The organism is Streptomyces sp. NPDC002403 (assembly GCF_053593015.1).
In genome coordinates this window covers 189,017-213,335 of the sequence record NZ_JBSFBQ010000007.1, presented here as the reverse complement: position 1 = coordinate 213,335, position 24,319 = coordinate 189,017, and the positions used below count along the sequence as shown (strand labels likewise).

Genomic DNA, 24,319 nt, shown 5'->3' with positions numbered 1-24,319 from the left:
CTGATGAATACCTTGACGTCAGCGGGCCCGCACAGCCTGCCCGCGCAGCAGCCCTACGAGTACGAGCGCCTGATCCCCGTCGAACCCGACTGGCGCCGCCTGCCCGGCTGGCGGGACGTGACGCCCGCGCAGTGGCGCGACGCGCAGTGGCAGCGCGCCCACTGCGTGAAGAACGCCAAACAGCTGGCAGCGGTGGTGGGTTCGTTACTGGAGGACCGGTTCTACGAGGACCTGGCCGCCGACCACGAGCAGTTCGCCACCATGTCGATGCTGCTGACCCCGCAGATGCTGAACACCATGGTGCCCGACGCACCCGCCGACGCCGCCGGCTTCACGGACGCCTTCCTCGCCGACCCGATCCGCCGCTACATGCTGCCCGTCGCCTCCGACCGCGAGAAGGAGTGGCCGAGCCACCCCTACGCCGAACGGGACTCGCTGCACGAGGCGGAGATGTGGGTGGTCGAAGGACTCACCCACCGCTATCCGACCAAGGTCCTGGCGGAGCTCGTGTCGACCTGCCCCCAGTACTGCGGGCACTGCACACGGATGGACCTGGTGGGCGGCTCCACCCCGCAGGTGGAGAAGCAGAGGCTGACCCTCAGGCCGGCCGACCGCCAGGACCAGATGATCGACTACCTCAAGCGGAACCCGGGCGTACGCGATGTCGTCGTGTCCGGTGGCGACGTCGCCAACGTGCCCTGGCCGCGCCTGGAGTCGTTCCTGATGCGGCTGCTCGACCTGGAGAGTGTCCGGGACATCCGGCTGGCCACCAAGGCCCTCGCCGGACTGCCTCAGCACTGGCTCCAGGGGACGGTGCTCGAAGGCCTGGAGCGGGTCGCGCGGACCGCCGCGCGACGGTCCGTCAACCTCGCCGTGCACACCCATGTCAACCACGTCCAGTCGGTGACGCCGCTGGTGGCTGAGACGGCGCGGGCCGTGCTCGACACGGGCGTCCGGGACATCCGCAACCAGGGCGTCCTGATGCGCGGGGTCAACACCACCCCGAAGGCGCTGCTGGACCTGTGCATGGTCCTCCAGGGCGAGGCGAACATCCTGCCCTACTACTTCTACATGTGCGACATGATCCCGAACGCCGAGCACTGGCGCGTCGCGGTCTGGGAGGCCCAGGAGCTCCAGCACGCCGTCATGGGCTATCTGCCCGGGTACGCGACGCCGCGGATCGTCTGCGACGTGCCCTACGTCGGCAAGCGCTGGGTGCACCAACTCGTCGAGTACGACCGGGAACTCGGCGTCTCGCAGTGGACGAAGAACTACCGCACGGGTATAGAACTGGACGATCTGGACGCGCTCACGCGTCGTTATCCGTTCTACGACCCCATCACCACGCTGCCCGAGTCGGGTCGACGCCGGTGGCGGGAGAACACAGTGGAGAAGGGCTGACCATGACCGACACGGACACGATCACGGACACCTCGCAGGGCGGGATCCAGGAACTCGACCGCCGGGCCGTGCTGCGCAGCGCGGAGATCGTCGCGCAGGCCCGCGACGACCGGTGGGACGACCCCACCCCGTGCGGCACCTGGTCCCTGCGGCGTCTCCTCGCCCACATGACCGCGCAGCACCTCGGCTTCGCCGCGGCCGCAGAGGGCGGACCGGTCGACGAGGCGGTCTGGCAGGAGAAGCCGCTCGACGACCCCCGCCGCGCGTACGCCGACTCCGTCGACCGGGTCCTCGACGCGTTCGCCGCCGACGGCGTACTGGGCCGTACGGTCGTCCTGCCGTGGATCCACCCGACGATGGAGTTCGCCGCCCCGCGCGCGATCGGCTTCCACCTCGTGGACTACGTGGTGCACGGCTGGGACGTCGCGGCCTCGCTGGGCATCTTGGCGGCGTACGACGAGGACCTCGTCCTCGCCGCCGCCGAGGTCGCCCGCAAGGAGGTGCCCGACGGACCTTCGCGGGAACGCCCCGGCGCCTCGTTCCGCCCGGCGGTCGGGCTGACCGGCCCGGCGAGCGCGCAGGACCGCCTGCTCGCGTCGCTGGGCCGCGACCCGCGGTGGTCGCCCAGGTGACGGACTCACTCACCGTTCTCGGGGGCCGGCCGCACCGGCCGGCCCCCGAGGGTGTGGCTCTGGCCCCGGAACTCGGCGATCGGTACCCCGTCCGAACGGCGCACGGTCACGTCGTACACACCGCTGCGTCCGAACCGGCTGCGCTCCACGGCCTCCGCGACCAGGTCGTCGCCCACCTCGGCCGGACGGAGGAAGGTGACCTGCGCGCCCTGGGCCACGGTCGCCGGGCCGTGCGTGTTGCACGCGAAGGCGAAGGCCGCGTCGGCCAGCAGGAAGAGGAAGCCGCCGTGCCCCGTGCCGTGCCCGTTCACCATGGTCTCTGCGACCCGCATACCCACGGTCGCCCGCCCCGGTCCGGCGTCCCGCAGATCGATGCCGAGCAGTTCACAGGTGCGGTCCTTGGCGTACAGCTCCTCGGCGCGGCGGCGGGCCGCGGTCTCCAGGTCCTGCTCCCCGATGGTCCCCGTCATGACGCAGCCCTCAATTCCCTTGTGCAATACCGGACTTAGAGGACCCGATCCTTCCATCCGTGACCAGTGCGGTCAACCGGAACCGAATATCCGCGACAAAGGAGCAGCATGACTTCGCGCACCCCCTGGCTTCAGGAATTGTTCGACACTCCGCCGTCCGAACGCCGGACACTTCTCGAATCACTGGTGGTCGCGGAGTTCAAGCGTGAACTGATGATGGGCGAGGAGGATGTGCTGCCTCTTCAGGTGAGTTATTTCGAACTCGGACTGACCTCGCTCGGTGCCGTCGACACCAGGCAGCGCCTCGAACAGGAACTGGGCCGGCCGCTCGATTCGGCCTTCCTGTTCAACCACCCGACGGTCGGGGATCTCGTCGAATTCCTGACCACCGAGGTGGTCCCCGAGTACTTCTCCGCCGCCGCGCCCGGCCCAAAGGCCCAGCAGGATGCGGAAGTTTCCACGAAAGACCTGGTCAACGACGTTCTCAAGGAGCTCTACCAGTGACCGAAACGGCCTCGCCCCGCCCCGATGCCCTGCTGAGGAGCCTGCTTCTGGAGAAGTACGAGCCGATCGCCGTCATCGGAATGGGCATTCGGCTCCCAGGGGACAACAACACTCCCGAGGAGTTCTCCACATTTCTCAGGGAGGGGCGCTCGGGAACCGGCCCCGTACCCGGGGACCGTTGGGACATGGAGGCCGTGCAGGCCGCCGAGAAGGAGGCCGGCCGACGCCCTGTCGCGGCAGGTGGGGGATTCGTCTCCGGTATGGACGAATTCGACTCGAAGTTCTTCAACATATCCCCGAAGGAAGCGGATTTCATGGATCCCCAGCACCGCTGGGCCCTGGAATCCGCCTGGCGTGCTCTGGAATCCGCGCACATCGATCCGGCCGCCCTTCGCGGTGGAAACGGCGGCGTGTATCTGGGCGTCGGACAGATGGACTTCGCGATCGATGTCGAGGCACTGGACCCGCTGGACCTCGATGCCCATGTCGCGGCCGGCACCGCCCACAGCGCCGCCGCCGGACGCCTCTCCTACTTCCTCGGCTGGCGCGGTCCCTGCCTGAGCGTCGACACGGCCTGCTCCGCCTCACTGGTGGCGCTGCACCTCGCCGCCCAGGGACTGCGCCGCGGCGAGTGCGACATCGCCCTCGCGGGCGGCGTGAACGTGAACCACCATCCGCGCAACCACATCGTCTACTCGCGCGCCGGAATGCTGTCGCCCGACGGCCGCTGCAAGACCTTCGACGACTCCGCCGACGGCTACGGCCGCAGCGAGGGCTCCGGCATGCTCGTCCTGAAGCGGTACTCCGACGCCCGGCGCGACGGCGACACCGTGCTCGCGCTGGTCCGCGGCTCCTCGGTCCGCCAGGACGGGGAGAGCGGCGGCCTGACCGTCCCCAACGGCACCGCACAGGTCGCCCTGATGCGCGACGCCCTGACCGCGGCCAACCTGGAACCCGCGGACATCCAGTACGTGGAGGCGCACGGCACCGGAACCTCCCTGGGCGACCCCATCGAGCTGGGCTCCATCAACACCGTCTTCGCCGCGTCCCGCACGGACGGCGAACCGCTGGCCGTCGGCTCGGTGAAGACCAACATCGGCCACATGGAGGCCGCCGCGGGCGTCGGCGGCGTGGCCAAGGTCGTCCTCCAGCTCCAGGAGGGCGTGATCTACCCGCACATCAACCTGGAGACGCCGTCGCGCCACATCCCCTGGGACCGCTATCGCGTGACCGTCCCGACCCAACTGCGCGACTGGCGGGCCGACGGGCCCCGGCGTGCCGTGGTCAACTCCTTCGGCTTCGCCGGCACCATCGCCTCCGTCGTCCTCGAACAGGCGCCGCCCGCCACGGTGCCCCCGGCGGCGGCGGACGACGGCACCGCCGTCTTCACCCTCTCCGCGAAGGACCACGGAGGACTGCGGGCACAGGCCGAGGCCTACCGCCGCTTCCTCGACGCACACCCGGACCTCGCCGTCCCCGACCTCTGCCGCAGCGCCAACCTCGGCCGCGCCCACCTGCCCGCCCGGCTCGCCGCGCACGTCTCCTCGCGCGAGGACCTGGAGCGACTGCTCGACCGGCAGTCGGCGGGCGAGGCCCCCGCCGCCGACCTCCGCTTCACCGAGGCCGCGTTCCTCTTCAGCGGGCAGGGCGCGCAGTACGTCGGCATGGGACGCGGCCTCTACGACCGCTACCCCGAGTTCCGCCGTCACCTCGACGACTGCGACCGGCTCTTCGCCGACCGTCTCGGCCGCTCCATCAAGGAGATCATGTTCGGCGAGGCGCCGGACAGCGAGCAGGACATCAACCGGACCCTCTACACCCAGCCCGCGCTGTTCTGTCTGGAGTACGCGACGGCCCGGCTCTGGATGTCCTGGGGGGTACGCCCCGGCATCCTGCTCGGGCACAGCGTCGGCGAGATCGCGGCGGCCGCGGTCGCGGGCCTGTTCTCGGTCGAGGACGCGGTCCGGCTGGTCTCCGTCCGCGCCCGGCTCATGCAGTCGGTGTCGGCGGCCGGCGGCATGGCCGCCGTCTTCGCGCCGGCGCAAGAGGTCGCCCCGCTGCTGGAGGAGTACCCCGACCTCGGCCTCGGCGCCGTCAACTCCCCGCGTCAGTGCGTGATCTCCGGAGGAAGCGACTCGCTCGCCGAGGTCACCGAAGCCCTGCGGGCACGTGGCGTCGACGCCAAGCGGCTGCCGGTGTCGCACGCCTTCCACTCGCCCCTGATGACGGAGGTGTTCGACGCGTTCCGCGCGGCGATCGCCGACATCGCCTTCCACGAGCCGCAGCTGAGCTTCGTCTCGAACCTCACCGGCGAGGTGGCCACGCTCGCCGACGTGGGCACCCCCGAGTACTGGGTCCGACACATCGGCGAGCCCGTCGACTTCGCCGCCGGCATGCGCTGCGTCCAGGCCCGCGGGCCGCACGTCCTCATCGAGGTCGGCCCGTCCGCCGCGCTGATCGGACTGGGACGGCACAACGGTGACCCCGACGCCCACCTGTGGGTGTCCAGCATGGCCAGGTCCGACACCGGCGCCACCACCGTGGGCACCGCCCTCGCGCAGTGCTACCGGGCCGGACTCCCCATCTCCTGGACGGGCTACCACGCCGGGCGCGGCGGACGGACCGTGCCGCTGCCGGGCTACGTCTTCGCGAAGAAACGCCACCCGCTGCCCTCGACCCGCCTCCGGGCCACCCGGGCCGGCCACGCGTCCGGACCGGCCCACCACCCGCTGCTGGGCCGGGACATCACCACCGAGGACCGTCGCGCGGCGGGGGAGCGCGAATTCAGCGCGCTGATCGCCCCCGACTCCCCGGCCTACCTCGCCGACCACGTCGTCATGGGCCAGGCGGTGTTCCCCGGCGCGGGGTACGTTGAAGTCGTCCTGGCACTCCAGGACGCGGTGCACGGGGAGACCGGCCGGCTGATCCAGGACCTGCGCATCCACGAACCGCTCTTCCTGCGCGAGGACGAGCCGGCCGAGATCCGTACCCGACTGCGCCCTCACGAGGACGCAGAGGGCACCGACGGGCCCGCCGCCGTGGAGATCGTCAGCCGCGTGAACGGCAGGGACGGTGTGATCGAACGCGTCCACGCCACCGCCACCCTCGGCGCCGCGCCCACCGGAGCCGCGGAGCTCGGCGAGGTCGTGGACCGGCTGCGCAAGGCGGCCGCCGACCCGGGCGAGCCGCAGGCCCGGCAGCACGGCGAGGACCTCTACGAACGGTATGCCGAGCTGGGCCTGCCGTACGGACCGGAGTTCCGGCGCGTCGTGCGTGTCGACCGGTACGCCGACGGCCTCGCGACCGGTGAGCTGCGCGGCCTGGACACCCCCGCCGCCGAGCACCTGCGCGCATCGGTCCTGGACTGCGCGATGCAGACCCTCGGTGCCGCCGTCGAACTGGACGGCACCTATCTGCCCGTCGGCTTCGACGGCGTCGAACTGCTCAAGCGCCCCAAGGGCGATCTGCGCATCCTCATCCAGGTCGACCTCGACCCGGCCGGCGAGCTGCTCGCCGACCTCGTCGCTCTGGAGGGCGCCCGGACGGTCTTCGTCGTCAAGGGCGTACGCCTCAAGCGTGTCGCCGACGCCCCGGCCGACCCCGCCGAACGCATGCTGCTGCGACCCCGGTGGCTCAAGCGGTCGCTGCCCTCCGCCCGGACGGGCGGGGAGGGCCGCCGGGTTCTCGTCGTCCGGCCGGGCGACGGCCTGCCGGACGGCCTGTCCGACCGGCTCGCCGGCACCGGCATCGAGGCACTGCACGCTCCCGACGCGGCCGGCGCCGCCGCCCGGCTGGCCGAGGACGGCGCCGTCACGGACCTGTGCTGGTTCTGGACGCCCGAGCCCTCGGCCGAGGGCGAGGAGCGGCTGCGCACCGAGACCGAGCGCAACTTCCGCGAGCTGCTCGCGCTGGTCGCCGCGGCCACCGGCCCGGCCGCCGGCCGTGGCCCGCGGGTCATGCTCGTGACCGAACGGGCCCAGTGGCTGCCCGGCGACTCCGCCGCCACCGTGCCCCAGGACGCCCTCGGCGCCGCCGCCCTGTGGGGGTTCGGCGCGGTCCTGCTCAACGAGTACCCGGCCCTGCGGACGGTCCTGCTCGACCTCGACGGAACCGGCCTCCAGCCGCTCGTCGACGAGTGGCTCGCCGGTGACGGCGCGGGCGGCGAGCACCAGATCGCCTACCGGTCCGGCATCCGGCATGTGAAGCGGCTCTCCCCGCCCGCCCCCGGGACGCGCGACGACGTCAACACGGAACTCACGATCACGGAGTACGGCCAGTTCTCGGCCGTCCGCCCGGCACCCGTCGAGGACCGCAGGCCCACCGGCGACGAGGTAACCGTCCAGGTCCACGCCGCCGGACTCAACTTCAAGGACGTCCTGAACGCGCTCGGCATGCTGCGCCAGTACGCGCTGGACCACGACATCCCGTACGAGCCGCTCCCGCTCGGCTTCGAGGCCTCCGGAACCGTCGTCGAGGCGGGACCCGACGCCGCGTTCGGGCCCGGTGACGAGGTGGTGCTGAGCCGGATCGGCTCCATGCGCCGGCGGGTGACCGTCCCGTCCACGGTCGTCGTGCGCAAGCCCGCCGGCCTCACCTTCACCGAGGCGGCCGGACTGCCCGCCGCCTTCGTCACGGCCTACCACGCACTCCATCACCTCGCCGGCATCAAGGCGGGCGACCGGGTCCTGATCCACGCGGCCGCCGGCGGCGTGGGACAGGCGGCCGTCCAGCTCGCCCGGCTCGCGGGTGCCGAGGTGTACGCCACCGCCAGCCCCCGCAAGTGGCCCCTGCTGGAGTCCCAGGGCGTGGCACACATCATGAACTCCCGCACCCTGGACTTCGCCGACGAGGTGCTGGAGGCCACCGGAGGCCGAGGGGTCGACATCGTCCTCAACAGCCTCAACAAGGACTACATCCCGGCGGGACTGCGCGCTCTGGCCACCGACGGACGCTTCGTCGAACTCGGCAAGATCGGGGTCTGGTCGCCCGAGGAGATGCGGGCGGAGCGCCCCGACGTCGGCTACCACAACTTCGACCTCAGCGAGCTGCCCGCCGAGGAGCTCGAACGCCTCAACGGCGACATCCTGCGGACGGTCGCCGAGCACATCGAGGCCGGCCGGCTGACCCCTCTGCCGGTGGTCGGCTACGCGCCCGACGAGGTCGAGGAGGCCTTCGGCGTCCTGAGCCGGGGCGCCAACCTCGGCAAGATCGTGCTGGAACTGCGCGACGAACGCGACCTGCCCGCCCGGCCGGTGCGCGTCGACGCGGGGGAGACCTACCTCGTCACCGGCGGTCTCGGCGCGCTCGGGCTGGCCTCCGCGCGCAAGCTGGCCCGGGAGGGAGCCCGTCACATCGCGCTCGTCAGCCGCCGCGCCGTCGACGAGAGCGAGCGGGCCTCGATCGCCGCCGGACTCGGCGAGGGCGTCGAGGTCCACGTCCACCGCGGGGACATCGCCGATGCGGCCGACGTCCGGCGGATCGTCGGTGAGCTCGCCGCGGGCGCCCACCCGCTGGGGGGCGTCCTGCATGCCGCGGGCGTCCTCGCCGACGCCCCGCTCGCGGCCCAGACCTGGGAGAGCATGGACACCGTCCTGCGCGCCAAGGTCTACGGCACCTGGCTGCTGCACCGCGCGGTCTCCGAGGTCCCCACGGTCCGGTTCTTCGTGGGCTACTCCTCGGTCTCCTCGGTACTCGGCGCCGCGGGCCAGGCCAACTACGCGGCGGGCAACGCCTACATGGACGTCCTCATGCAGTGGCGGGCGGCCGCGGGCCTGCCCGGACTCAGCGTCAACTGGGGCCCTTGGGGCGACATCGGCATGGCCGCCTCGCTCACCGAGCGCCAGATCGACGGCATCGAGGCACGTGGACTGAAGTTCATCAAACCGGGCGCGGCGTTGAACGCGCTGTTCACCGCGCTCGCCCGGCCCGGCGCCCAGACCGTCGTCGGCGAGTTCGGCTGGGATGCCTACATCGACGCCCTGCCCACCCCCAACGCGCTCTTCGACGGGCTGCGTTCGGGCCGCGCCGGCGGACCGGACCGGACCGCGTTCGACATCGAGGCGCTGCTCGGCCGGCCGAAGCCCGAGCGCGAGGTCGCACTCCGCGAACTGCTGCGGGACCGGATCGCGAACGTACTGCGGTACGACTCGCCCGAGGAGATCGATCTCGACGCACGGCTGGTGGATCTCGGTCTCGACTCGCTCGGATCGGTGGAACTGAAGAACGCCCTGGAGACCGCGCTCGGGATTCCGCTGCCCGCCTCCACCCTCTTCGACTACCCCGCCGTGCGGCCCCTCGCCGCCTTCATCGACGAGCAGCTCGTACCGGACCGGACCCAGGAAGGACAGGACGCACCGTCGCGCCGGTCGCCCGGCGAGGACGTGCGCGATCTGACCGACGCCGAGGCGGACGACGAACTCGACGCTCTGCGCGGGATGTTCGAGTGACGGGCGACTCGACGGTGACGGGCTACATCGACCACCTGGAGACCCTGTCGAAGAAGCAGCTCATGGTGATGCTGGCCCGGCAGCACCACGAGCGGACGCAGCCGGTCGCCGTCATCGGCATGGGCTGCCGGCTGCCGGGAGGGCTCGACGACCCCCGGGCCCTGTGGAGCGCCCTGCGCGAGGGACGCGTCCTGTCCACCGAGACGGCCGAAGTGCCCACCGACAGCCTCGGCCGGCCGCGCTGGAACCTGGCGGCACCGGACCTGGCGCCGCTGGCCGGCCGGCTCGGCCAGGGCGCCTACCTGACGGATGTGGACCTCTTCGACGCCGACTGGTTCGGCATCGCGGAGGAAGAGGCCCGGCACATGGACCCGCAGCAGCGCCTGCTCCTGGAGGTCGCCGCCCAGGCCCTCGCGGACGCCAACCTCTCCCGGGAGCGCCTGCGGGGGCGCGACGTCGGTGTCTACGCGGTCGCCGGGCCGGTGGAGTACCCGTACGCCTGGCTGCGCGGCGGGCTCCCCGGAACAGGCCTGTCGCCGCACATGAGCACGGGCACCTCGCCCAGCGCCTTCAGCGGCCGGATCGCGTTGTCGCTGGGGCTCAACGGCCCGGCGGTCACCGTCGACACCGCGTCCTCGTCCATGCTGACCGCCGTGCACCTGGCGGTGCGGGCGCTGCGTGCCCGCGAGTGCGACATCGCCCTCGTCGGCACCTGCAACCTGCTGCTCTCGCCGTTCAGCACCGGCATCCTCGACCGCGCCGGGATGCTCTCTCCCACCGGTCGCAGCAGGCCCTTCACCCGGCGTGCCGACGGGCACGTCCGCGGTGAGGGCTGCGGGGTCGTGATCCTCGAGCGGTACGCCGACGCCGTGGCCGACGGAGACCGGCCGTACGCGCTCGTGCGCGGCAGCGCCGTCCATGCCCAGGGCGACCGGCCCAGCATCTCGGTGGCCCCGGCACGCGGCCAGCGGGCGGTCGTCGAACGGGCGCTGCGCGACGCGGGAACGGCAGCCGAGGACGTGGGTTACGTCGAGGCGCAGGCCAACGGCTCCCGGATCGGCGGCCAGATCGAGGCCGAGGCCCTGGCCGACGCGTACGCGCGGCGCGCGCCCGGCGCACCGCCGCTGTACATCGGCTCGTGCAAGGCGAACATCGGCTACCTGGAGACCGCCTCCGGCGCCCCCGGGCTGATGAAGACGGTGCTGGCGCTCGCCCACGCGGAGATACCGCCGCAGCCGGGCGAGGACGAGGCCGACCCGGACATCCCGTGGGACCGGATGGCGCTGCGGCTCGCCGCGAAGCCGACGGCCTGGCCGACGGCGGGCAGGAGGCGGGCGGCCGTCAGCGGCTTCGGCTTCTGCGGCACCCTTGCGCACGTCGTGCTGGAGAGTGTTCCGGAGCGCCCGGATCCGGACACCGGGGCCGCCGAGGACGCGGGCCCCTGGCCGCTCCTGCTGTCGGCACACAACGCCGAGGCGCTGGCCGGCACGGCCGGCCGGCTGGTGAGGCATCTGCGGGAGGGCGCCGACTGGTCTCCCGCCGCCGTCTGCCGGACGCTCGCCGAGGGCCGTGACCACCGTGCCGTCCGGTACGCGGCCGTCGTCCACGACCGCTCCGGCCTGCTGGCCGCGCTGGAGCGCGCGGCCTCGGGCGCACCCTGCGCGGGGTTCGACGGCGACGGCTCGCACGAGTCCGCCGCCGCGGCGCGGCACGGCCGGCGGTATCTGGCCGGGGAAGCCCCCGCCACCGCCGAGCTGTGGCCGCAGGACACCGCGCGCCCCCGGCTGCTCCACCTCCCGGGCCCCGCACTCGTCGGACGGCGGCACTGGCCCGATCACCACAACTGGCTCTGAACCTCCACGGACAGGAACCCCGCATGTATTACCCGAACCTCAGAACCGCCGCCGACACGGTGGCGTTCCACGCGACCCACCACCCCCGGCGCACCGCCGTGAACTGCGAGGGCCGGGAGGTCACGTACGAGCAGCTGCACCGGGAGAGCAACCGTTCGGCCCGCGCCCTGCTCGCCGCCGGCGCCGGGCGCGGCTCCCGCGTCGCCTACCTGGGCAAGGAGTCCGAGGACTACTACGAGATCTTCTTCGCCTGCGCCAAGACCGGAGCCGTTCTCGTCCCGATCAACTGGCGGCTCAGCCCGGGAGAGGTGGAGCACATCCTGCGCGACTCCGGCGCCGAACTCCTCTTCGTGGAGAGGGAGTACGCCGAGATCGCGGCCCGGATCCGTGCGGAGCTGCCCGCCCGCCCCGTGATCGTCGGGCTCGACGGCGGCTCCGACCGGGGCGCCGGCTTCCGGGAGTGGAAGGCCGGCCATCCGGATCACGGGCTCGCCGTCGAGGCCGCGCCCGACGACCCGGTCACGCAGATCTACACCAGCGGCACCACGGGTCTGCCCAAGGGCGTCGTCCTCGCCCACCGCAGCTTCTTCGCGATCCGCGATCTGCTCGCGGAGCACGGACTCGACTGGATCGACTGGCGCCCGCAGGACATCAGCCTGATCAGCATCCCCGGCTTCCACGTGGCGGGCATCTGGTGGGCCATGCAGGCGTTCAACGCCGGAGTGACCAGCGTGGCCATGCGCATGTTCACCCCGCACGACGCGGTGCGGCTGATCCGGGAGCTGGGCGTCACCACCACCTGCGCCGTGCCGTCGATGCTCCAGATGATGGTGTCCGAACGCGGCGTCGGACCCGCCGACTTCGCGTCGTTGCGCAAGGTCACCTACGGGGGGTCCCCGATCTCCGAGACGCTGATGCTCCAGTGCATGGAAGTCCTCGGCTGCCAGCTGGGCCAGTTGTACGGACTCACGGAGAGCGGCAACACCGCGCTGTGCCTGCCGCCCTCGGACCACCGCCCGGGCAGCCCGCGGCTGCGCGCCGCGGGCCGCCCGTACCCCGGCGTCTCGGTGCAGGTGGTCGACGAGAAGGGTGGCGTCCTGGAGCCCGGTGCCGTCGGGGAGATCTGTCTGCGTACGCCCGCGGCGATGCTGGAGTACTGGAACATGAAGGAGGCGACGGAGGAGACCCTCGCCGACGGCTGGCTGCACACCGGGGACGCCGGATACCTCGACGAGGACGGCTACGTCTATGTGTGCGACCGTCTCAAGGACACCGTCATCGTCGCCGGTGAGAACGTCTACCCGGCGGAGGTGGAGAACGCGCTGTGCACCCACCCCGCAGTGGCCGAGGCGGCCGTCATCGGGGTGCCCGACGAACGCTGGGGCGAGGCGGTGCGGGCCTTCGTCGTGCTGCGTCCGGAAAAGGCGGCCACCCCCCGGGAACTGAAACTCCACCTCCAGGGACGGCTCGCCGATTTCAAGTCCCCGAGCGGTTACGAGTTCATCGAGCGGATTCCGCGGAATCCCAGCGGAAAAATACTCAGGCGAGAACTCCGCAAGGATTTCTGGGCCGAACGCGAACGACAGGTGAACTGATTCGGGGGCCCTTTTCCCGATGCGGTTCCGGGACCGGTGGAAGCCGGTCCCGGAACCTGTGCACCGGTGTGCGGGAAATCAGCGGGAGCGGCAGCAGCCGACGTGCTGCCATTCCGCCTCGTGCCAGTAGTGGGCGGAATTCCTGCGCGCACTGGGCGCCGCGGCCCCGACCGTGTTGCGGGGCGCGGTACGGCCGGTGGCCGTGGCGGACGGACGGAACGGCGCGAGCAGCTCCGGTACGTCGTACGGGTGGCCGCCGACCATGACCCGGCGCACCGCCGCCGCCGCGTCGATGTCGGTGAGCGGGTCCCCCGCGACGCACACCAGGTCGGCCAGGTGGCCCGGCGCCACCCTGCCCAGCCGGTCTCCCAGACCGAGGACCCGTGCGGCGTTCCCGGTGGCCGTGAGCAGTGCCTCGCGCGGGGTGAAGCCGTACTTCACCATGATCCGCAGGTTCTGGTGGATGCTGATGCCGATGTCGTCCAGGGCCGAGTCGGTGCCCGCCACGACCAGGCCCCCGGCCCGCTGCACACGCAGCAGCATGTCGCAGTCCCCGACGGTCCAGGCGTGATTGAGCTGGGCATCCGCGCCGCCCGACGCCGCGTCCTCGGCCTTCTGGACCAGCCGGCCGTACTCCCAGTCGGGGTACAGCACCCGCGTCCGTTCGTCCTCGATGAGCGAACGGTCCTCGACGAACAGTTCGGAGGCGAACAGTGTCGTCGTGGAGATCCACATGCCACTCGCCACGAGCAGGTCCACCGAGTCCTGGAACGACCGCCCGGCGGCGAAGCTCAGCGTCCGTGAGTAGCCGAGGCGGTTGCCGCCCCCGGTGTGTTCCATGCCGTCCAGGCCGGTACGGGCCGCCGGGTAGAGGTAGTGCGAGGTCACGGGGATACCGGCGGCGTGCCCGCGGGCCACGACCTCCCGCTCGTACTCCAGCGGCAGCCGGATGTACGACTTCAGCAGGTCGTAGCGGAGGGCCAGGGCCCGCTGGATGTCCCGGTCCAACTGCTCGGGCGAGAGGACCGGCCGCATGACGTGGTGGCGTCCGCGGGTTCCCTCGAAGCCTTCACCGGAGCCGAAGTAGCGCGGCCCGACCTTGGCCCCGGCGGCCAGCGCCTCGCGCGTCTCGACCATCTGGTAGGACGGGTCGGCGGGGGTGCGGCTGGTGGTGACGCCGTAGGCGAGCCAGGCGCGGCCCTGCCGGTCGCCCCATTGGGGGCCTCGCCAGTGCCAGTGGTTGTGGGTGTCGATCAGGCCCGGCATGACGGTGAGGTCCGCGGCGTCGACGACCCGGTCGCCCCGCACGCTCCCGCGCCGCACGACCTCCTCGATCCGGCCGCCCCGCAGAACGACGTCGGCGCCGTGCCGCAGCGAGCCGGACGTACCGTCCCACACCGCGCCCGCACGCACCACGGTCCGCCCGGTCGGAGCGGGACGGCGGGTCCAGGACAGCCGGGTCGGCACGGTGCGCGGAGTGCCGCCGTCGAGGTCCACCGCGCGCAGCCGGCCCAGCGACAGGTAGAGCAGCGTGCCGGTGCGCGTGGCGACGGACAGGGAGTCGGCGATCTCGTCGGTGAGCCGCACCGGCTCGCCGGTGATCCGGCCGGCCGTGTCCACCGGGACCTTCCACGCCTGGCTCTCGATGCCGACGACGAGATGCGTTCCGTCGGGCGTCCACAGCGGGCCGTCGCCGTTGCGGGTGGAGAGCGAATGTTCCGGCGCCACCGGTTGGTAGCGCAGTTCGTTCGTGGTCAGGTCGACGGTGAGGATCTGGTTGACACCGTTGAGGCTGCGCCGGGAGTACGGGGCGGCCGCGGCGAGCGCCAGGATCCGGCCGTTGGGCGACCACGCGGCCGGGCCGGGCTGGTAGAGCGCGGGGGTGACCTGGGTGACCGAACCGTCGGCCAGGGTCAGCACCCAGTTCGCGCCGCTCTCGTCCTGGTACGCGATGCGGGAGCCGTCCGGTGACCAGCGGGGCGCGAGCTGGGCGTTCGGCAGATCGGTGATCCGCTCCGAGATGCCCTTCGCGATGTCGTACCGCCACAGGTTCGCGGTACCCGCCCGGTCACTGACGTAGACGAGGGACCGGCCGTCGGGCGCCCAGTCGGGGGAGGAGTTGTAGTAGCCGTCGGCGACGATCTTGACGGGCCGCTCGGCGCCGGTGAGCAGCCACAGCGCGTTCAACGCCCGGAAGGCGATCTTCCGGCCGTCGGGGGAGAGCGCGGGGTCGGCGATGCCCAGGACGTCCTGGGGGCGGCCGCCGGTCAGGTCGGGTCCCTGCCGGGCTCCGTGGTCCACCCGGCGCACCTCGACCGTGGCGGTGAACGGGACCTCGGTACGCCCGCCTCCGTCGAGGGCCCGCCGGTGGATCCGGCCGTCGGCGGTGTAGAGCAGCTCGCCGGACGGCAGCCAGACCGGTGCGAGCGGGAAGACGTCCTCGTCCTTCGTCAGGGCCCGGTCCCCGAGCATGAGCTCGGCGCGAGCGCCGGTGACCCTGATGTACGCGAGCCGGCCGTCGGGCCCGAACGACGGGGCGTACAGCGCGGCGTCCGCGGGGCCGGTCAGCAGCGTCCGGGCCGTTCCCGTGGCCACGTCGACCGACTCGATCGAACCCTGGTCCGCGACGTACGCCACCTGTCGCCCGTCGGCGGACCAGGTCGGCATCGAGAGGTTCCGGTCCTCCCGGGTGATCGCCCGCCGGGCACCCGTCGCCGTGTCGAGGATCTCGATGCGAGCGGCGTTGTCCCGGTCCGAGGCGAACGCGACGCAGCGGCCGTCGGGAGAGAACTTGGGCTCCTGGTCGTACCCGTCCCCGGTGGTCAGCCGACGTGCCCCGGAGCCGTCGGCGCCGACGCGCCACAGGTCGTACGTTCCCGAGCGGAAGGACTGGAAGACCAGGCTCTTTCCGTCCGGCGCCCAGTGGGGCTGCGTCGCGTCCAGCGAATCATCGGTGAGCCGGCGTGCCGTACCGCCCGCGGCCGGCATCAGCCAGATCGCGTTGAGCGCGTCGATGGCGAGCGTCCGGCCGTCCGGTGACAGCGCGACGCACAGGTTGGCGCTCTCATGGGTGTCGACCCGGACGAGGCCGCCGGTGGCCTCGTGGCCGGCCGGAGTCCCGTCGGCGTGGGCGACGGCACCCCTGCCGAGCTCGCCCGCGAACCACAGGGTTCCCAGCCCGACGGCACCTGAACGATGCAGCAGAGTACGGCGGGACAGATGGCCCGATCCTTCCTCGGGAACTCCCTCGGATGCTCCGGATGTCTGTGCGGTCACGGTTGATCCCCCTCGCGCGACGGAAGGCAACGCACGGTCATTCCCGATGAGTTGCCCCGCCGTTCGGACGTGTGTTCGTTCTGCGCATCGAAATATATGGCATCGGCCAATGCGATGGAGGGATTCAGGTCAGATCGTCGAACACGGCAGGGGGGATTTCCGTGCATTGATCCGAGGGTCATCCATTTCTCCGTCGCACGCTCCGGGACGCATTCCGGGTACCGGGCCCGACGGTGAGCCGCCGCGCCCCCATATACGGCGGGGTCCGGTGGCGGCACCAGGAAATTGCGGTGATCCTGGCAGAGGAACGTGGCTGTCTTCGCACGGGCCGGGAGCGTCGGTGGCCACGCTGTACAGGAAGGCTACGGACATGACAGCGATACCGAACAGGACGCCGCCGGGGCACAGGGGGTCCGGCAGCGCGAAGATCGACGGTGCGTCCCAGGTGGCCGGGGCCCTGCTGATGCTCAGCGGGCCGCTCAGCATTCTCGTGGGTGCGTCCGGTATCGCAGAGGACAACCTGTTCGCCGCCTCGACCCGGTACGCCTACCGGTTCGACCTCACGGTCTGGGGTGTGATCCACCTCGTGGTCGGTGTGGCGCTCGTCGTCGCCGGCCTGGCGATCCTGATGAACAAGAGCTGGGGCCGCGGGGCCGGTGTGGCTGTGGCGGGAATCAGTCTGATCACACAGTTCATGTTCGTTCCGTACTACCCGGCGTGGGCCATCCCCGTCATGGCACTCGACCTCGTGATCCTCTTCGCGCTGACGAGGTTCCATGTCGGAGCCGACCACGGCGGTTGACCCCGGGCGGGTCACGGTCTCGATCCGGGCCGCGCCGGAACGAGGCGCCGGACGGGCCCTCCGCGCGGGGGAACCGGCAGGGGGCAGCCGGACCGGGACGCCGCCGCGTGCCCCGTTCGTCCCCCGTGGGAGACTCGGTGCCGCGCTGCGCAAGGGGCGCCCCTCACGCCCGGGAGGGTGTGGTTCCGGGCCCGTCACCTCGAAGGGGAGCTCTCCGGATGCGCATCGGGATCGTCGGCACCGACAACAGCCATGTCGACCAGATCGTGCGCCACCTCAACGCCGACGGGGCGGCCGGCGACGCACGCGTCGTGGCGCTCAGCGGTGGGCGCGGCCGGCGCAACGACGCGCTGGCGGCCACCGGCGGGATCGCGGAGATCGTCGACGAGCCCGCCGGGCTGCTGGGCCTGGTCGACGCCGTCGTCGTCGCGGACCGCGACGGCGCACGCCACCGGGACCAGGCGAGTCCCTTTCTGGCCGAGGGCCTTCCGGTATTCGTCGACAAGCCCCTCGCCCGCACCGTCGAGGACGCCCGGGCCCTGATCGACACCGCGCGCGCCCATGGAGCGCCGCTCACCTCCTCCTCGGCGCTCCGGTGGCTTCCCGGCACCGAAGCGCTGGCGGCCCGTTCGGTCGCGGGAGGGAGGCCGGAGCTGGTCGTCGTCTCCGGGCCCGCCGATCCGGCCGGCGACCACGGCGGTATCTTCTTCTACGGCATTCACGCGGTGGACATCGCCCTCCGGCTCGCCCCCGGCGAGATCTCCGGCGTCCGTACGGACGTCACCGACACCACGGTCGTCGTGTCGTTCACGGCCGGCGGCACCCGCGTCGTCGTGAATCTCGTCAAGCCGGGCAGCACGGACCAGATCCCCTTCCACGCGATGACGTTCACCCGGGAGGGCATGGCCCAGCAGACCCTCGTCCCGGGCGCGGACTACTGCGTGCCCGGCCTCGAAGCGTTCCTGGAGATGGCCCGCACGGGCAGGCCGCCGATCGGCTACGCGGACCTGCTGCGCCCCATCGAGGTTCTGGAGACCGTCGCCACCGCCCTGACCGGGACGCCGGCCGGCGTCCGCCCGTAAACCGGGCGAGGCGCGACCGGGTTGCGGCCCGGCGAAGGGAAGGTGTGCAGCGCTCTTCTGCTGAACGCCGGTTCGGATCAGGACAGTTGGTTCCTCCCGGGCCTGCCGCCGGGGCGCCTGCCCGGGTGCGCCCGGATGCAGGGGAACGGGCGGCGTCGCCGCCTCGGCGATCCTGGTGGACCGGTGCGCCATGCGGATCCGCCGGCCGGGGCCCGCCGAGTCCTGAGGAAGGCGGAGGAAGGCGGAGGATGGCGAAGAGGGCGCTGACGGCGGGGCCGTGTCCGGTGCGACACTGTGGAGTCGGCGTTCGTGCCATCGGAAGGTGGGGAGAACGCCCGGCACCAGGCAGGATGGGGGAGTCCAGCCGGTAAGGGGAGATGATGATCGAGGAAATCCTGCCGTCCCGGGTAGCGGTGGCAGAGGCGTTCTCCGACCTGCCCGACGCCGTGCTGCTGCCCGGCGAGGAGGAGCTGACCCGCGGTTTCGTGGCGAAGCGGCGCAAGGAGTTCACCACGACGCGGCACTGCGCCCACCGCGCGCTCGGCTCGCTGGGCATCGCTCCCGTCCCCGTCCTCAAGGGCGAACGGGGTGCCCCGATCTGGCCGGAGAACACGGTCGGAAGCCTGACCCACTGCAACGGCTACCGCGCCGCCGCCGTGGCCCGCCGGCCGGATGTCCTCACCGTCGGCATCGACGCCGAGGAGAACGCGCCGCTGCCCGGCGACGTGCACAACAGCATCGCCCTGCCGACCGAGCAACGGCGCGAGCGCGAACTGCGCCTGGAGCACCCGGTGATCCACTGGGACCGGCTGCTGTTCAGCGCGAAGGAAGCGGTCTACAAGGCGTGGTTCCCGCTCACCCACCGTTGGCTGGGCTTCGAGGAGGCCGACATCGAGCTGCGCCTCGACGGCAGCTTCACCGCCGCACTGCTGGCCCCGGACCTGCAGCCGGTGCCGGGAGCGGGGGTGCCGGCCGTCCCCACCACCTTCCACGGCCGCTGGATGTCCGGGAAGGGGCTGCTGCTGACCGCGATCGTCATCGGGAACGCCCCCGGCACCCAGGGGCTGTCCGGCGGGTAGGTGTTCCCGTAACCTCTGTCCGCATGAGCGGAGATCACCCGGGCGAAGACCGCAAGCGCGCACGTGAGTTGGGCATTCCCCTGACCGGCGAGCCGGGTCCGTGGAACGCGATCACGGACGTGCCCGGTGTCGAGGTCGGCTACGTCACCCTCGTCGACGGCGACGACGTACGCACCGGAGTGACCGCGCTGCTGCCGCGCGGCCGGGACGGGGTGGGCACCCCGTGCGCGTCCGGCTGGCACTCGTTCAACGGCAACGGCGAGATGACCGGGACCGCGTGGATCGAGGAGAGCGGCTCGCTCGCCGTTCCGGTGGTCATCACCAATACGTACGCGGTCGGCCCGGTGCACCGTGGCGTGGTCGAGTGGGTGCGCGCCAACTGCCGTGGCATGGCGCCCGAGTGGCTGCTGCCGGTCGTCACGGAGACCTGGGACGGCCACCTCAACGACATCCACGGTCCGGCCGTGGAGTCCCGGCACGCGGCCGCCGCGATCGAGGCGGCCGCGTCCGGCCCGGTCGAGGAAGGATGCGTCGGCGGCGGGACGGGCATGCGCTGCTACGGCTTCAAGGGCGGCTCGGGCACCGCGTCGCGCGTGGTGGAGTACGGCGAGGACCGGTACACCGTCGGTGTATTCGTCCAGGCGAACTTCGGGGCACGGCGCGAACTGGTGGTGGCCGGTGTTCCGGTGGGCCGGGACCTGACCGACCCGGTCGGGGCGCCGGCCCCCGTGGCGGAGCCCGACGGGGAGCGCCCGGTGCCGCCCGGCGCGGGTTCGGTGATCGTGGTGGTGGCGACCGACGCTCCGCTGCTGCCGGGGCAGTGCAAGGCGCTGGCCCGTCGGGTGACGCTCGGCCTGGCGCGTACCGGCACCACCGGCAGCCATTTCTCCGGAGACCTCTTCCTGGCCTTCTCCACGGCCAACCCGACCGCGCTGACCAGTACGTTCCCCGAGGACGACGGCAGTGCGCCGTACGAGTCGATGCGCTTCGTTCCCTGGGGCCGGATGGACCCCTTCTACGGAGCGGTGGTCGAGTCGGTGGAGGAAGCGGTGCTCAACGTGCTCACCGGCGCGCACTCGATGACCGGCCGGGCCGGACACCACGTACCGGCGCTTCCGCTGGAGCAGGTGAGCGAACTCCTGGCGGCGCGGAGCGCGGTGTCGTAGCCCCATCGGCGTCATATACCTCGTTCTCCGGCGGCTCCCGCGGCCGTTCGGCGGCGGGCTCGCTGGCCCGGCACAGTTTCGTCGGCCATACTGCCCGCCGTGGAGCAGCGCATAGATCCGAACACTCAGCCCGGATACGCCGCAGGGACAGACCCGGCGTTCATCCCCGGTCTCACGGCCCCCGTCACGGCCGGGAAGCCGGATTCGAGCCTGGAGCAGACAGACCTGGAGCAGACAGAACCGGAACAGACGCAGCCGGAGCAGGCGGTGCCGGAACAGGCCGTGCCGGAACAGGGCGTGCCGGACGGGACGGTGCCGGAAGGGGCGGAGGAGCGGGAGGCCGACGCCGCCGAAGCCGGGTCCGACGCGGGGAAGGCCCCCGCGGAGGACGGACCCTCGTTCGAGGTGAGCGACCGCCGCGGTTCGATCACCGTGGACCGTGAGGGCGTCCGGTTCCGGCTGGACGACCAGGAGGCCGAGTTCCGGTGGGACGAGGTCGGCGCGGTCGAGGTGAAGACCCCGCGGTTCGGCCGCCGGTTCACCGTGACGGTCCACATGTCGACCCGCCGGTGGTTCAACGCCGAGGTCGAGGCACCGGCCAGGAGCAGCCTCAAGAAGTGGGCGGCGGACCTCGACGAGGTTCTGGACGCCTACTTCGAGGAGTCCTGACCGCGGCGGTGCCGTGGGAGGGTCCGGGCCGGCGGACGGAAAGCCCGCCGGCCCTCTCACGCACCGCCGGCCGCCCCGCGCACGCTCGGAGCGTGTGTGCCGCGCAGCGCGCCGAGTACGTGGGGCCAGGCGGCCGCCCCGAGGGCCGCGTCCGCCGCGGTCGAACCTCCGTACAGGAACTGTGTGGAGGCGGGTGCGGGGCCCTCGCCCGGCAGCCGTGGGCGGTGACCCGCGTCGGGGCCGCTGACGACCCGTACGCGCAGCCCGGCCGCCCTGCGGCGGGCGGCCAGCTCCTCGGCGGATCGCAGCGAGGGCCACATCCTGTCGTCGCCGCCCGCGACCAGGACGAGGTCGGCACCGGACCTCTCCACCGGGATGCCCGCCGCGTCGACGCGGCGGGCATACGTCCGCAGGCTCTGTTCGTACCAGCCGAGGACGGCCACGGGACCGCCCTCGGGCCCTGCGGGCACCGGCGCCCAGGAGTCGTCGAGGGGGACGAACGGCAGCGGCTCGCCCCGCCAGGTCCAGGAGGACCGGTACGGCCGGGCTCGACCGTCCCGGCCGGGGCCCACGTTCGCCCAGGTCACCGAGGTGGGCGAGAGCGCCACCACGACGTCGACACCGGGCAGGAGCACCGACAGGTGCAGGGCGGCCTCCGCGCCCTTGGACGTGCCGAGGACGCCGATCCGCCGCGCACCGCCCGCGCGGAGCACCCCGATCGCGGACTCGAACGTCTCCAGCGGGACCTCGCAGATGCCCGGCGGCTGTCCGGGGCCCCCGAACCAGCGGATCGACAGGGCGGCCATGCCCTCCCGGGCCAGGAGCCTGCACCGCTCCTCCTCGATGCGTCCGCTGGACCCGGACAGCACCAGCACCCCGACCTCGCAGCCGGGTACCGGCCCGCCCGCGGGCCGTGCGAGAAACCCCTCGCGAACGCCCTGGTACAGGGCTTCACGAGGGGTTCCGCGAGCAGCCTCGCGAGCGCCTTCGCCGGGATCACCGAATGTGCGCTCGACGATGTGCACCGGCCGGTCAGGCGTCCGTGAGCACGACCGAGCGGGTCAGGTGGCGGGGGCTGTCCGGGTCCAGACCGCGGGCGATGGCGCGGGCGACCGCCAGACGCTGCACGCGCACCAGCTCCGCCAGCGGGTCCAGCCCGCTCTCCACCCAGCGGGCGCCGGTCGCCAGTACCTGCTCCTCGAGGCCCTCGGGGGCGGCGCCGAACATCCAGGTCGCGGTGCCCGAGGTGGCGATGCTGATGGGACCGTGGCGGTACTCCATCGCGGGGTACGACTCGGTCCAGGACAGCGACGCCTCCTTCATCTTGAGCGCCGCCTCGTTGGCGAGCCCCGCCGTCCAGCCGCGGCCGAGGAAGCTGAACTGGGTGCAGTCCACCAGGCCTTCGGGCAGCGGCTCGGCCAGCGCGGTCTGCGCGTCGCGCACCACGTCCTCGGTGTGCAGACCCAGGTGGGCGCGGAGCAGGGTGAACGCGGTGGTGGCGAACCGGGTCTGCACGACGGACCGCTCGTCGGCGAAGTCGAGCACGACGACATCGTCGGCGCCCGTCATGACCGGGGTGTTCGGGTCCGCGGTGATGGCCACGGTGCGGGTGGTACCACGCAGCCGGCCGAGCAGCTCCAGCACCTCGGTCGTGGTTCCCGAGCGGGTGAGGGCGACGACCCGGTCGTAGCCCCGGCCGAACGGGAACTCCGAGGCGGCGAAGGCGTCGGACTCGCCCTGACCGGCCCCCTCGCGGAGCGCGGCGTACGCCTGAGCCATGTAGAACGAGGTGCCGCAGCCGACGACCGCGATGCGCTCGCCGGTGGCGGGCAGAGCGGCCGACTGCGTCCGGGCCAGCTCGGCGGCGCGACGCCAGCACTCCGGCTGACTGGCTGTCTCGATCTCGACAAATGACACTTTTGCACTCCGTACTCGTAGTGGGATGCTCGTTTGCGCACGTTATACGCGACCTGCGAGCATTATCAAGCATTCTGTTTGCAGAAGGCTTGACTGGGCGGAGCCTTGTGCGACGCTTGCGCGTGTCCGGTGACCGTACCCAAGGGGATGGGTGCCCGAAGCCCGGGTACGTAAGGAGAGTTGCCTTGTCCAGGGATGCCCGGTGGAACGCGCTGCTGGAGCTTGTCGGAAAGAACGGCCGGGTGGACGTCGAGGACGCCGCCACCGCGCTGGACGTCTCGGCCGCGACCATCCGCCGTGACCTGGATCAGCTCGCCGAGCAGCAGCTGCTCACCCGCACCCGCGGCGGCGCGGTGGCGCACGGCGTCAGTTATGAACTGGCCCTGCGCTACAAGACCGGGCGCCACGCCCCGGAGAAGCAGGCCATCGGCCGCGCGGTCTCCGAACTGGTGGCGGTCGGCGAGGTGGTGGGGCTGACCGGCGGCACGACGCTGACCGAGGTGGCCCGTTCGCTGGCGGTGCGCTCCGACGTCGTCGGCGACAGCGCGGCCCACATGGGCGGCCAGCCGACCCTGACCGTGGTCACCAACGCCCTCAACATCGCCAACGAGCTGGTGATCCGGCCGCAGATCAAGATCGTGGTGACCGGCGGAGTGGCCAGGCCGCAGTCGTACGAGCTGACCGGCCCGCTGGCCAGCGGGGTGCTGGGCGAGATCACGCTGGATGTCGCCGTGCTGGGCGTCAACGCCATCGACACCGAGCGCGGCGCGTACGTCCACCACGAGGGCGAGGCCAGCATCAACCGGCTGCTCGCCCAGCGGGCGCAACGGGTCGTCGTGGCCGCCGACTCCTCGAAGATCGGCAAGCGGGCCTTCGCCCGGGTCTGCGATCTGGGGCAGGTCGACTTCCTGGTCACCGACAAGGGGATCACGCCCGAGGCGACCGCCCGCTTCACGGAGGCCGGAGTCACCGTCATCGCCGTGTGAGGCGACGCCGGCCCGTCCGGCGGGACCGGGCGCGGGGCGCGGCGCACCGCTGATCGGCCTTGCCGGTGCGGCCGCGCGGTTCCACCGGGTGTCCGGTCTCGTTGTGCACCCGGCCCGCGCCGGTGCGCCGGTGGCACGTCCCGACGACGGTGGCCGGGCCGGTGTCCTCGGCGGTGTCGGGGGTGCCCCTCAGCCGTCCTCGTCGGCCTCCGCCGTGGCAGTCGCGGACATGGCGATACCGACAGCAGGAGCCAGTACGGCGACGGCACTTCCGGCGATACGGCCGATCCGGCGAGTCGGCCGAGTCGGACCTGGACACGCGAGAGCCCATACGGGCTCACCAGCCTCTGCTTGAGAATGTTGAATTCTGTGCCCATCAGCACAAAATCGAGCACGATGGCGCATCCTGAGCAGTGATCAACCGACCGACGAGAGGTTCGG

Annotated in this window: 16 protein-coding genes; 12 read left to right on the top strand and 4 right to left on the bottom strand. The window is 72.1% G+C overall.

Going from position 1 to position 24,319, the window contains the following annotated elements:
- Positions 1 to 3 precede the first annotated feature (3 nt).
- Positions 4 to 1,401, top strand: coding sequence for a KamA family radical SAM protein (locus ACWCPY_RS11615; RefSeq protein ID WP_451264122.1), 1,398 nt, complete (start codon positions 4 to 6; stop codon positions 1,399 to 1,401).
- A gap of 2 nt (positions 1,402 to 1,403) precedes the next feature.
- Positions 1,404 to 2,033 carry a TIGR03086 family metal-binding protein gene (locus ACWCPY_RS11610; RefSeq protein WP_451264121.1) on the top strand — a complete coding sequence of 210 codons (630 nt, stop codon included), beginning with the start codon at positions 1,404 to 1,406 and terminating at the stop codon, positions 2,031 to 2,033.
- A gap of 5 nt (positions 2,034 to 2,038) precedes the next feature.
- Here ACWCPY_RS11610 and paaI read toward each other — a convergent pair whose 3' ends face one another.
- On the bottom strand, positions 2,039 to 2,503 hold the full coding sequence (gene paaI / locus ACWCPY_RS11605; RefSeq protein WP_451264120.1) for a hydroxyphenylacetyl-CoA thioesterase PaaI: 465 nt from the start codon (positions 2,501 to 2,503) through the stop codon (positions 2,039 to 2,041).
- A gap of 108 nt (positions 2,504 to 2,611) precedes the next feature.
- Between paaI and ACWCPY_RS11600 the strand changes: the two genes are divergently transcribed.
- Genes ACWCPY_RS11600 through ACWCPY_RS11585 form a run of 4 tightly spaced genes read left to right on the top strand, consistent with a single transcriptional unit; the run spans position 2,612 to position 12,901 of the window.
- Positions 2,612 to 3,007, top strand: coding sequence for an acyl carrier protein (locus tag ACWCPY_RS11600; RefSeq protein ID WP_451264119.1), 396 nt, complete (start codon positions 2,612 to 2,614; stop codon positions 3,005 to 3,007).
- On the top strand, positions 3,004 to 9,453 hold the full coding sequence (locus ACWCPY_RS11595; RefSeq protein ID WP_451264118.1) for a type I polyketide synthase: 6,450 nt from the start codon (positions 3,004 to 3,006) through the stop codon (positions 9,451 to 9,453). The genes ACWCPY_RS11600 and ACWCPY_RS11595 overlap by 4 nt, the downstream gene beginning before the upstream one ends.
- Positions 9,450 to 11,306 (top strand): beta-ketoacyl synthase N-terminal-like domain-containing protein, encoded by a 1,857-nt coding sequence (locus tag ACWCPY_RS11590; RefSeq protein WP_451264117.1) that lies wholly within the window; start codon positions 9,450 to 9,452, stop codon positions 11,304 to 11,306. The genes ACWCPY_RS11595 and ACWCPY_RS11590 overlap by 4 nt, the downstream gene beginning before the upstream one ends.
- 23 nt (positions 11,307 to 11,329) lie before the next feature.
- On the top strand, positions 11,330 to 12,901 hold the full coding sequence (locus ACWCPY_RS11585; RefSeq protein WP_451264116.1) for a fatty acid--CoA ligase: 1,572 nt from the start codon (positions 11,330 to 11,332) through the stop codon (positions 12,899 to 12,901).
- A gap of 78 nt (positions 12,902 to 12,979) precedes the next feature.
- On the opposite strand, the gene ACWCPY_RS11580 is transcribed toward ACWCPY_RS11585, so the two are convergent.
- Positions 12,980 to 16,177 (bottom strand): amidohydrolase family protein, encoded by a 3,198-nt coding sequence (locus ACWCPY_RS11580; protein ID WP_451264115.1) that lies wholly within the window; start codon positions 16,175 to 16,177, stop codon positions 12,980 to 12,982.
- Between the two features lie 370 nt (positions 16,178 to 16,547).
- Here ACWCPY_RS11580 and ACWCPY_RS11575 point away from each other — a divergent pair, with 370 nt between their 5' ends.
- From ACWCPY_RS11575 to ACWCPY_RS11555, 5 genes are all read left to right on the top strand, one after another.
- A complete protein-coding gene (locus ACWCPY_RS11575; RefSeq protein ID WP_451264114.1) occupies positions 16,548 to 16,979 on the top strand; it encodes a DUF7144 family membrane protein in 432 nt (143 codons plus the stop codon).
- A 218-nt stretch (positions 16,980 to 17,197) separates the two neighbouring features.
- On the top strand, positions 17,198 to 18,061 hold the full coding sequence (locus ACWCPY_RS11570; protein WP_451264113.1) for a Gfo/Idh/MocA family protein: 864 nt from the start codon (positions 17,198 to 17,200) through the stop codon (positions 18,059 to 18,061).
- A gap of 380 nt (positions 18,062 to 18,441) precedes the next feature.
- Positions 18,442 to 19,140: a 4'-phosphopantetheinyl transferase family protein gene (locus ACWCPY_RS11565; RefSeq protein ID WP_451264112.1), complete on the top strand. Its 699-nt coding sequence runs from the start codon at positions 18,442 to 18,444 to the stop codon at positions 19,138 to 19,140.
- A 23-nt stretch (positions 19,141 to 19,163) separates the two neighbouring features.
- Complete coding sequence (locus ACWCPY_RS11560; RefSeq protein ID WP_451264111.1) at positions 19,164 to 20,306, top strand: DmpA family aminopeptidase; 1,143 nt, start codon at positions 19,164 to 19,166, stop codon at positions 20,304 to 20,306.
- A gap of 99 nt (positions 20,307 to 20,405) precedes the next feature.
- Positions 20,406 to 20,975, top strand: a complete 570-nt coding sequence (locus tag ACWCPY_RS11555) for a hypothetical protein (protein WP_451264110.1) — start codon at positions 20,406 to 20,408, stop codon at positions 20,973 to 20,975.
- A 56-nt stretch (positions 20,976 to 21,031) separates the two neighbouring features.
- Here ACWCPY_RS11555 and ACWCPY_RS11550 read toward each other — a convergent pair whose 3' ends face one another.
- Positions 21,032 to 21,844 (bottom strand): acyl-CoA thioester hydrolase/BAAT C-terminal domain-containing protein, encoded by an 813-nt coding sequence (locus ACWCPY_RS11550; protein ID WP_451264109.1) that lies wholly within the window; start codon positions 21,842 to 21,844, stop codon positions 21,032 to 21,034.
- 163 nt (positions 21,845 to 22,007) lie between these two features.
- Positions 22,008 to 22,892, bottom strand: a complete 885-nt coding sequence (locus tag ACWCPY_RS11545; RefSeq protein ID WP_451264108.1) for an SIS domain-containing protein — start codon at positions 22,890 to 22,892, stop codon at positions 22,008 to 22,010.
- Between the two features lie 185 nt (positions 22,893 to 23,077).
- On the opposite strand from ACWCPY_RS11545, the gene ACWCPY_RS11540 reads away from it, so the two are divergent.
- Positions 23,078 to 23,878, top strand: coding sequence for a DeoR/GlpR family DNA-binding transcription regulator (locus ACWCPY_RS11540; protein WP_451264107.1), 801 nt, complete (start codon positions 23,078 to 23,080; stop codon positions 23,876 to 23,878).
- The last annotated feature ends 441 nt before the right edge of the window (positions 23,879 to 24,319 follow it).

What these genes read in the sequence shown, in the direction of transcription:
- ACWCPY_RS11560 (WP_451264111.1), top strand. Translation starts at nt 19,164, where the DNA reads ATGAGCGGAGATCACCCGGGCGAAGACCGCAAGCGCGCACGTGAGTTG.
- ACWCPY_RS11615 (WP_451264122.1), top strand. Translation starts at nt 4, where the DNA reads ATGAATACCTTGACGTCAGCGGGCCCGCACAGCCTGCCCGCGCAGCAG.
- ACWCPY_RS11600 (WP_451264119.1), top strand. Translation starts at nt 2,612, where the DNA reads ATGACTTCGCGCACCCCCTGGCTTCAGGAATTGTTCGACACTCCGCCG.
- ACWCPY_RS11570 (WP_451264113.1), top strand. Translation starts at nt 17,198, where the DNA reads ATGCGCATCGGGATCGTCGGCACCGACAACAGCCATGTCGACCAGATC.
- ACWCPY_RS11565 (WP_451264112.1), top strand. Translation starts at nt 18,442, where the DNA reads ATGATCGAGGAAATCCTGCCGTCCCGGGTAGCGGTGGCAGAGGCGTTC.
- ACWCPY_RS11575 (WP_451264114.1), top strand. Translation starts at nt 16,548, where the DNA reads ATGACAGCGATACCGAACAGGACGCCGCCGGGGCACAGGGGGTCCGGC.
- ACWCPY_RS11585 (WP_451264116.1), top strand. Translation starts at nt 11,330, where the DNA reads ATGTATTACCCGAACCTCAGAACCGCCGCCGACACGGTGGCGTTCCAC.
- paaI (WP_451264120.1), bottom strand. Translation starts at nt 2,503, where the DNA reads ATGACGGGGACCATCGGGGAGCAGGACCTGGAGACCGCGGCCCGCCGC.
- ACWCPY_RS11610 (WP_451264121.1), top strand. Translation starts at nt 1,404, where the DNA reads ATGACCGACACGGACACGATCACGGACACCTCGCAGGGCGGGATCCAG.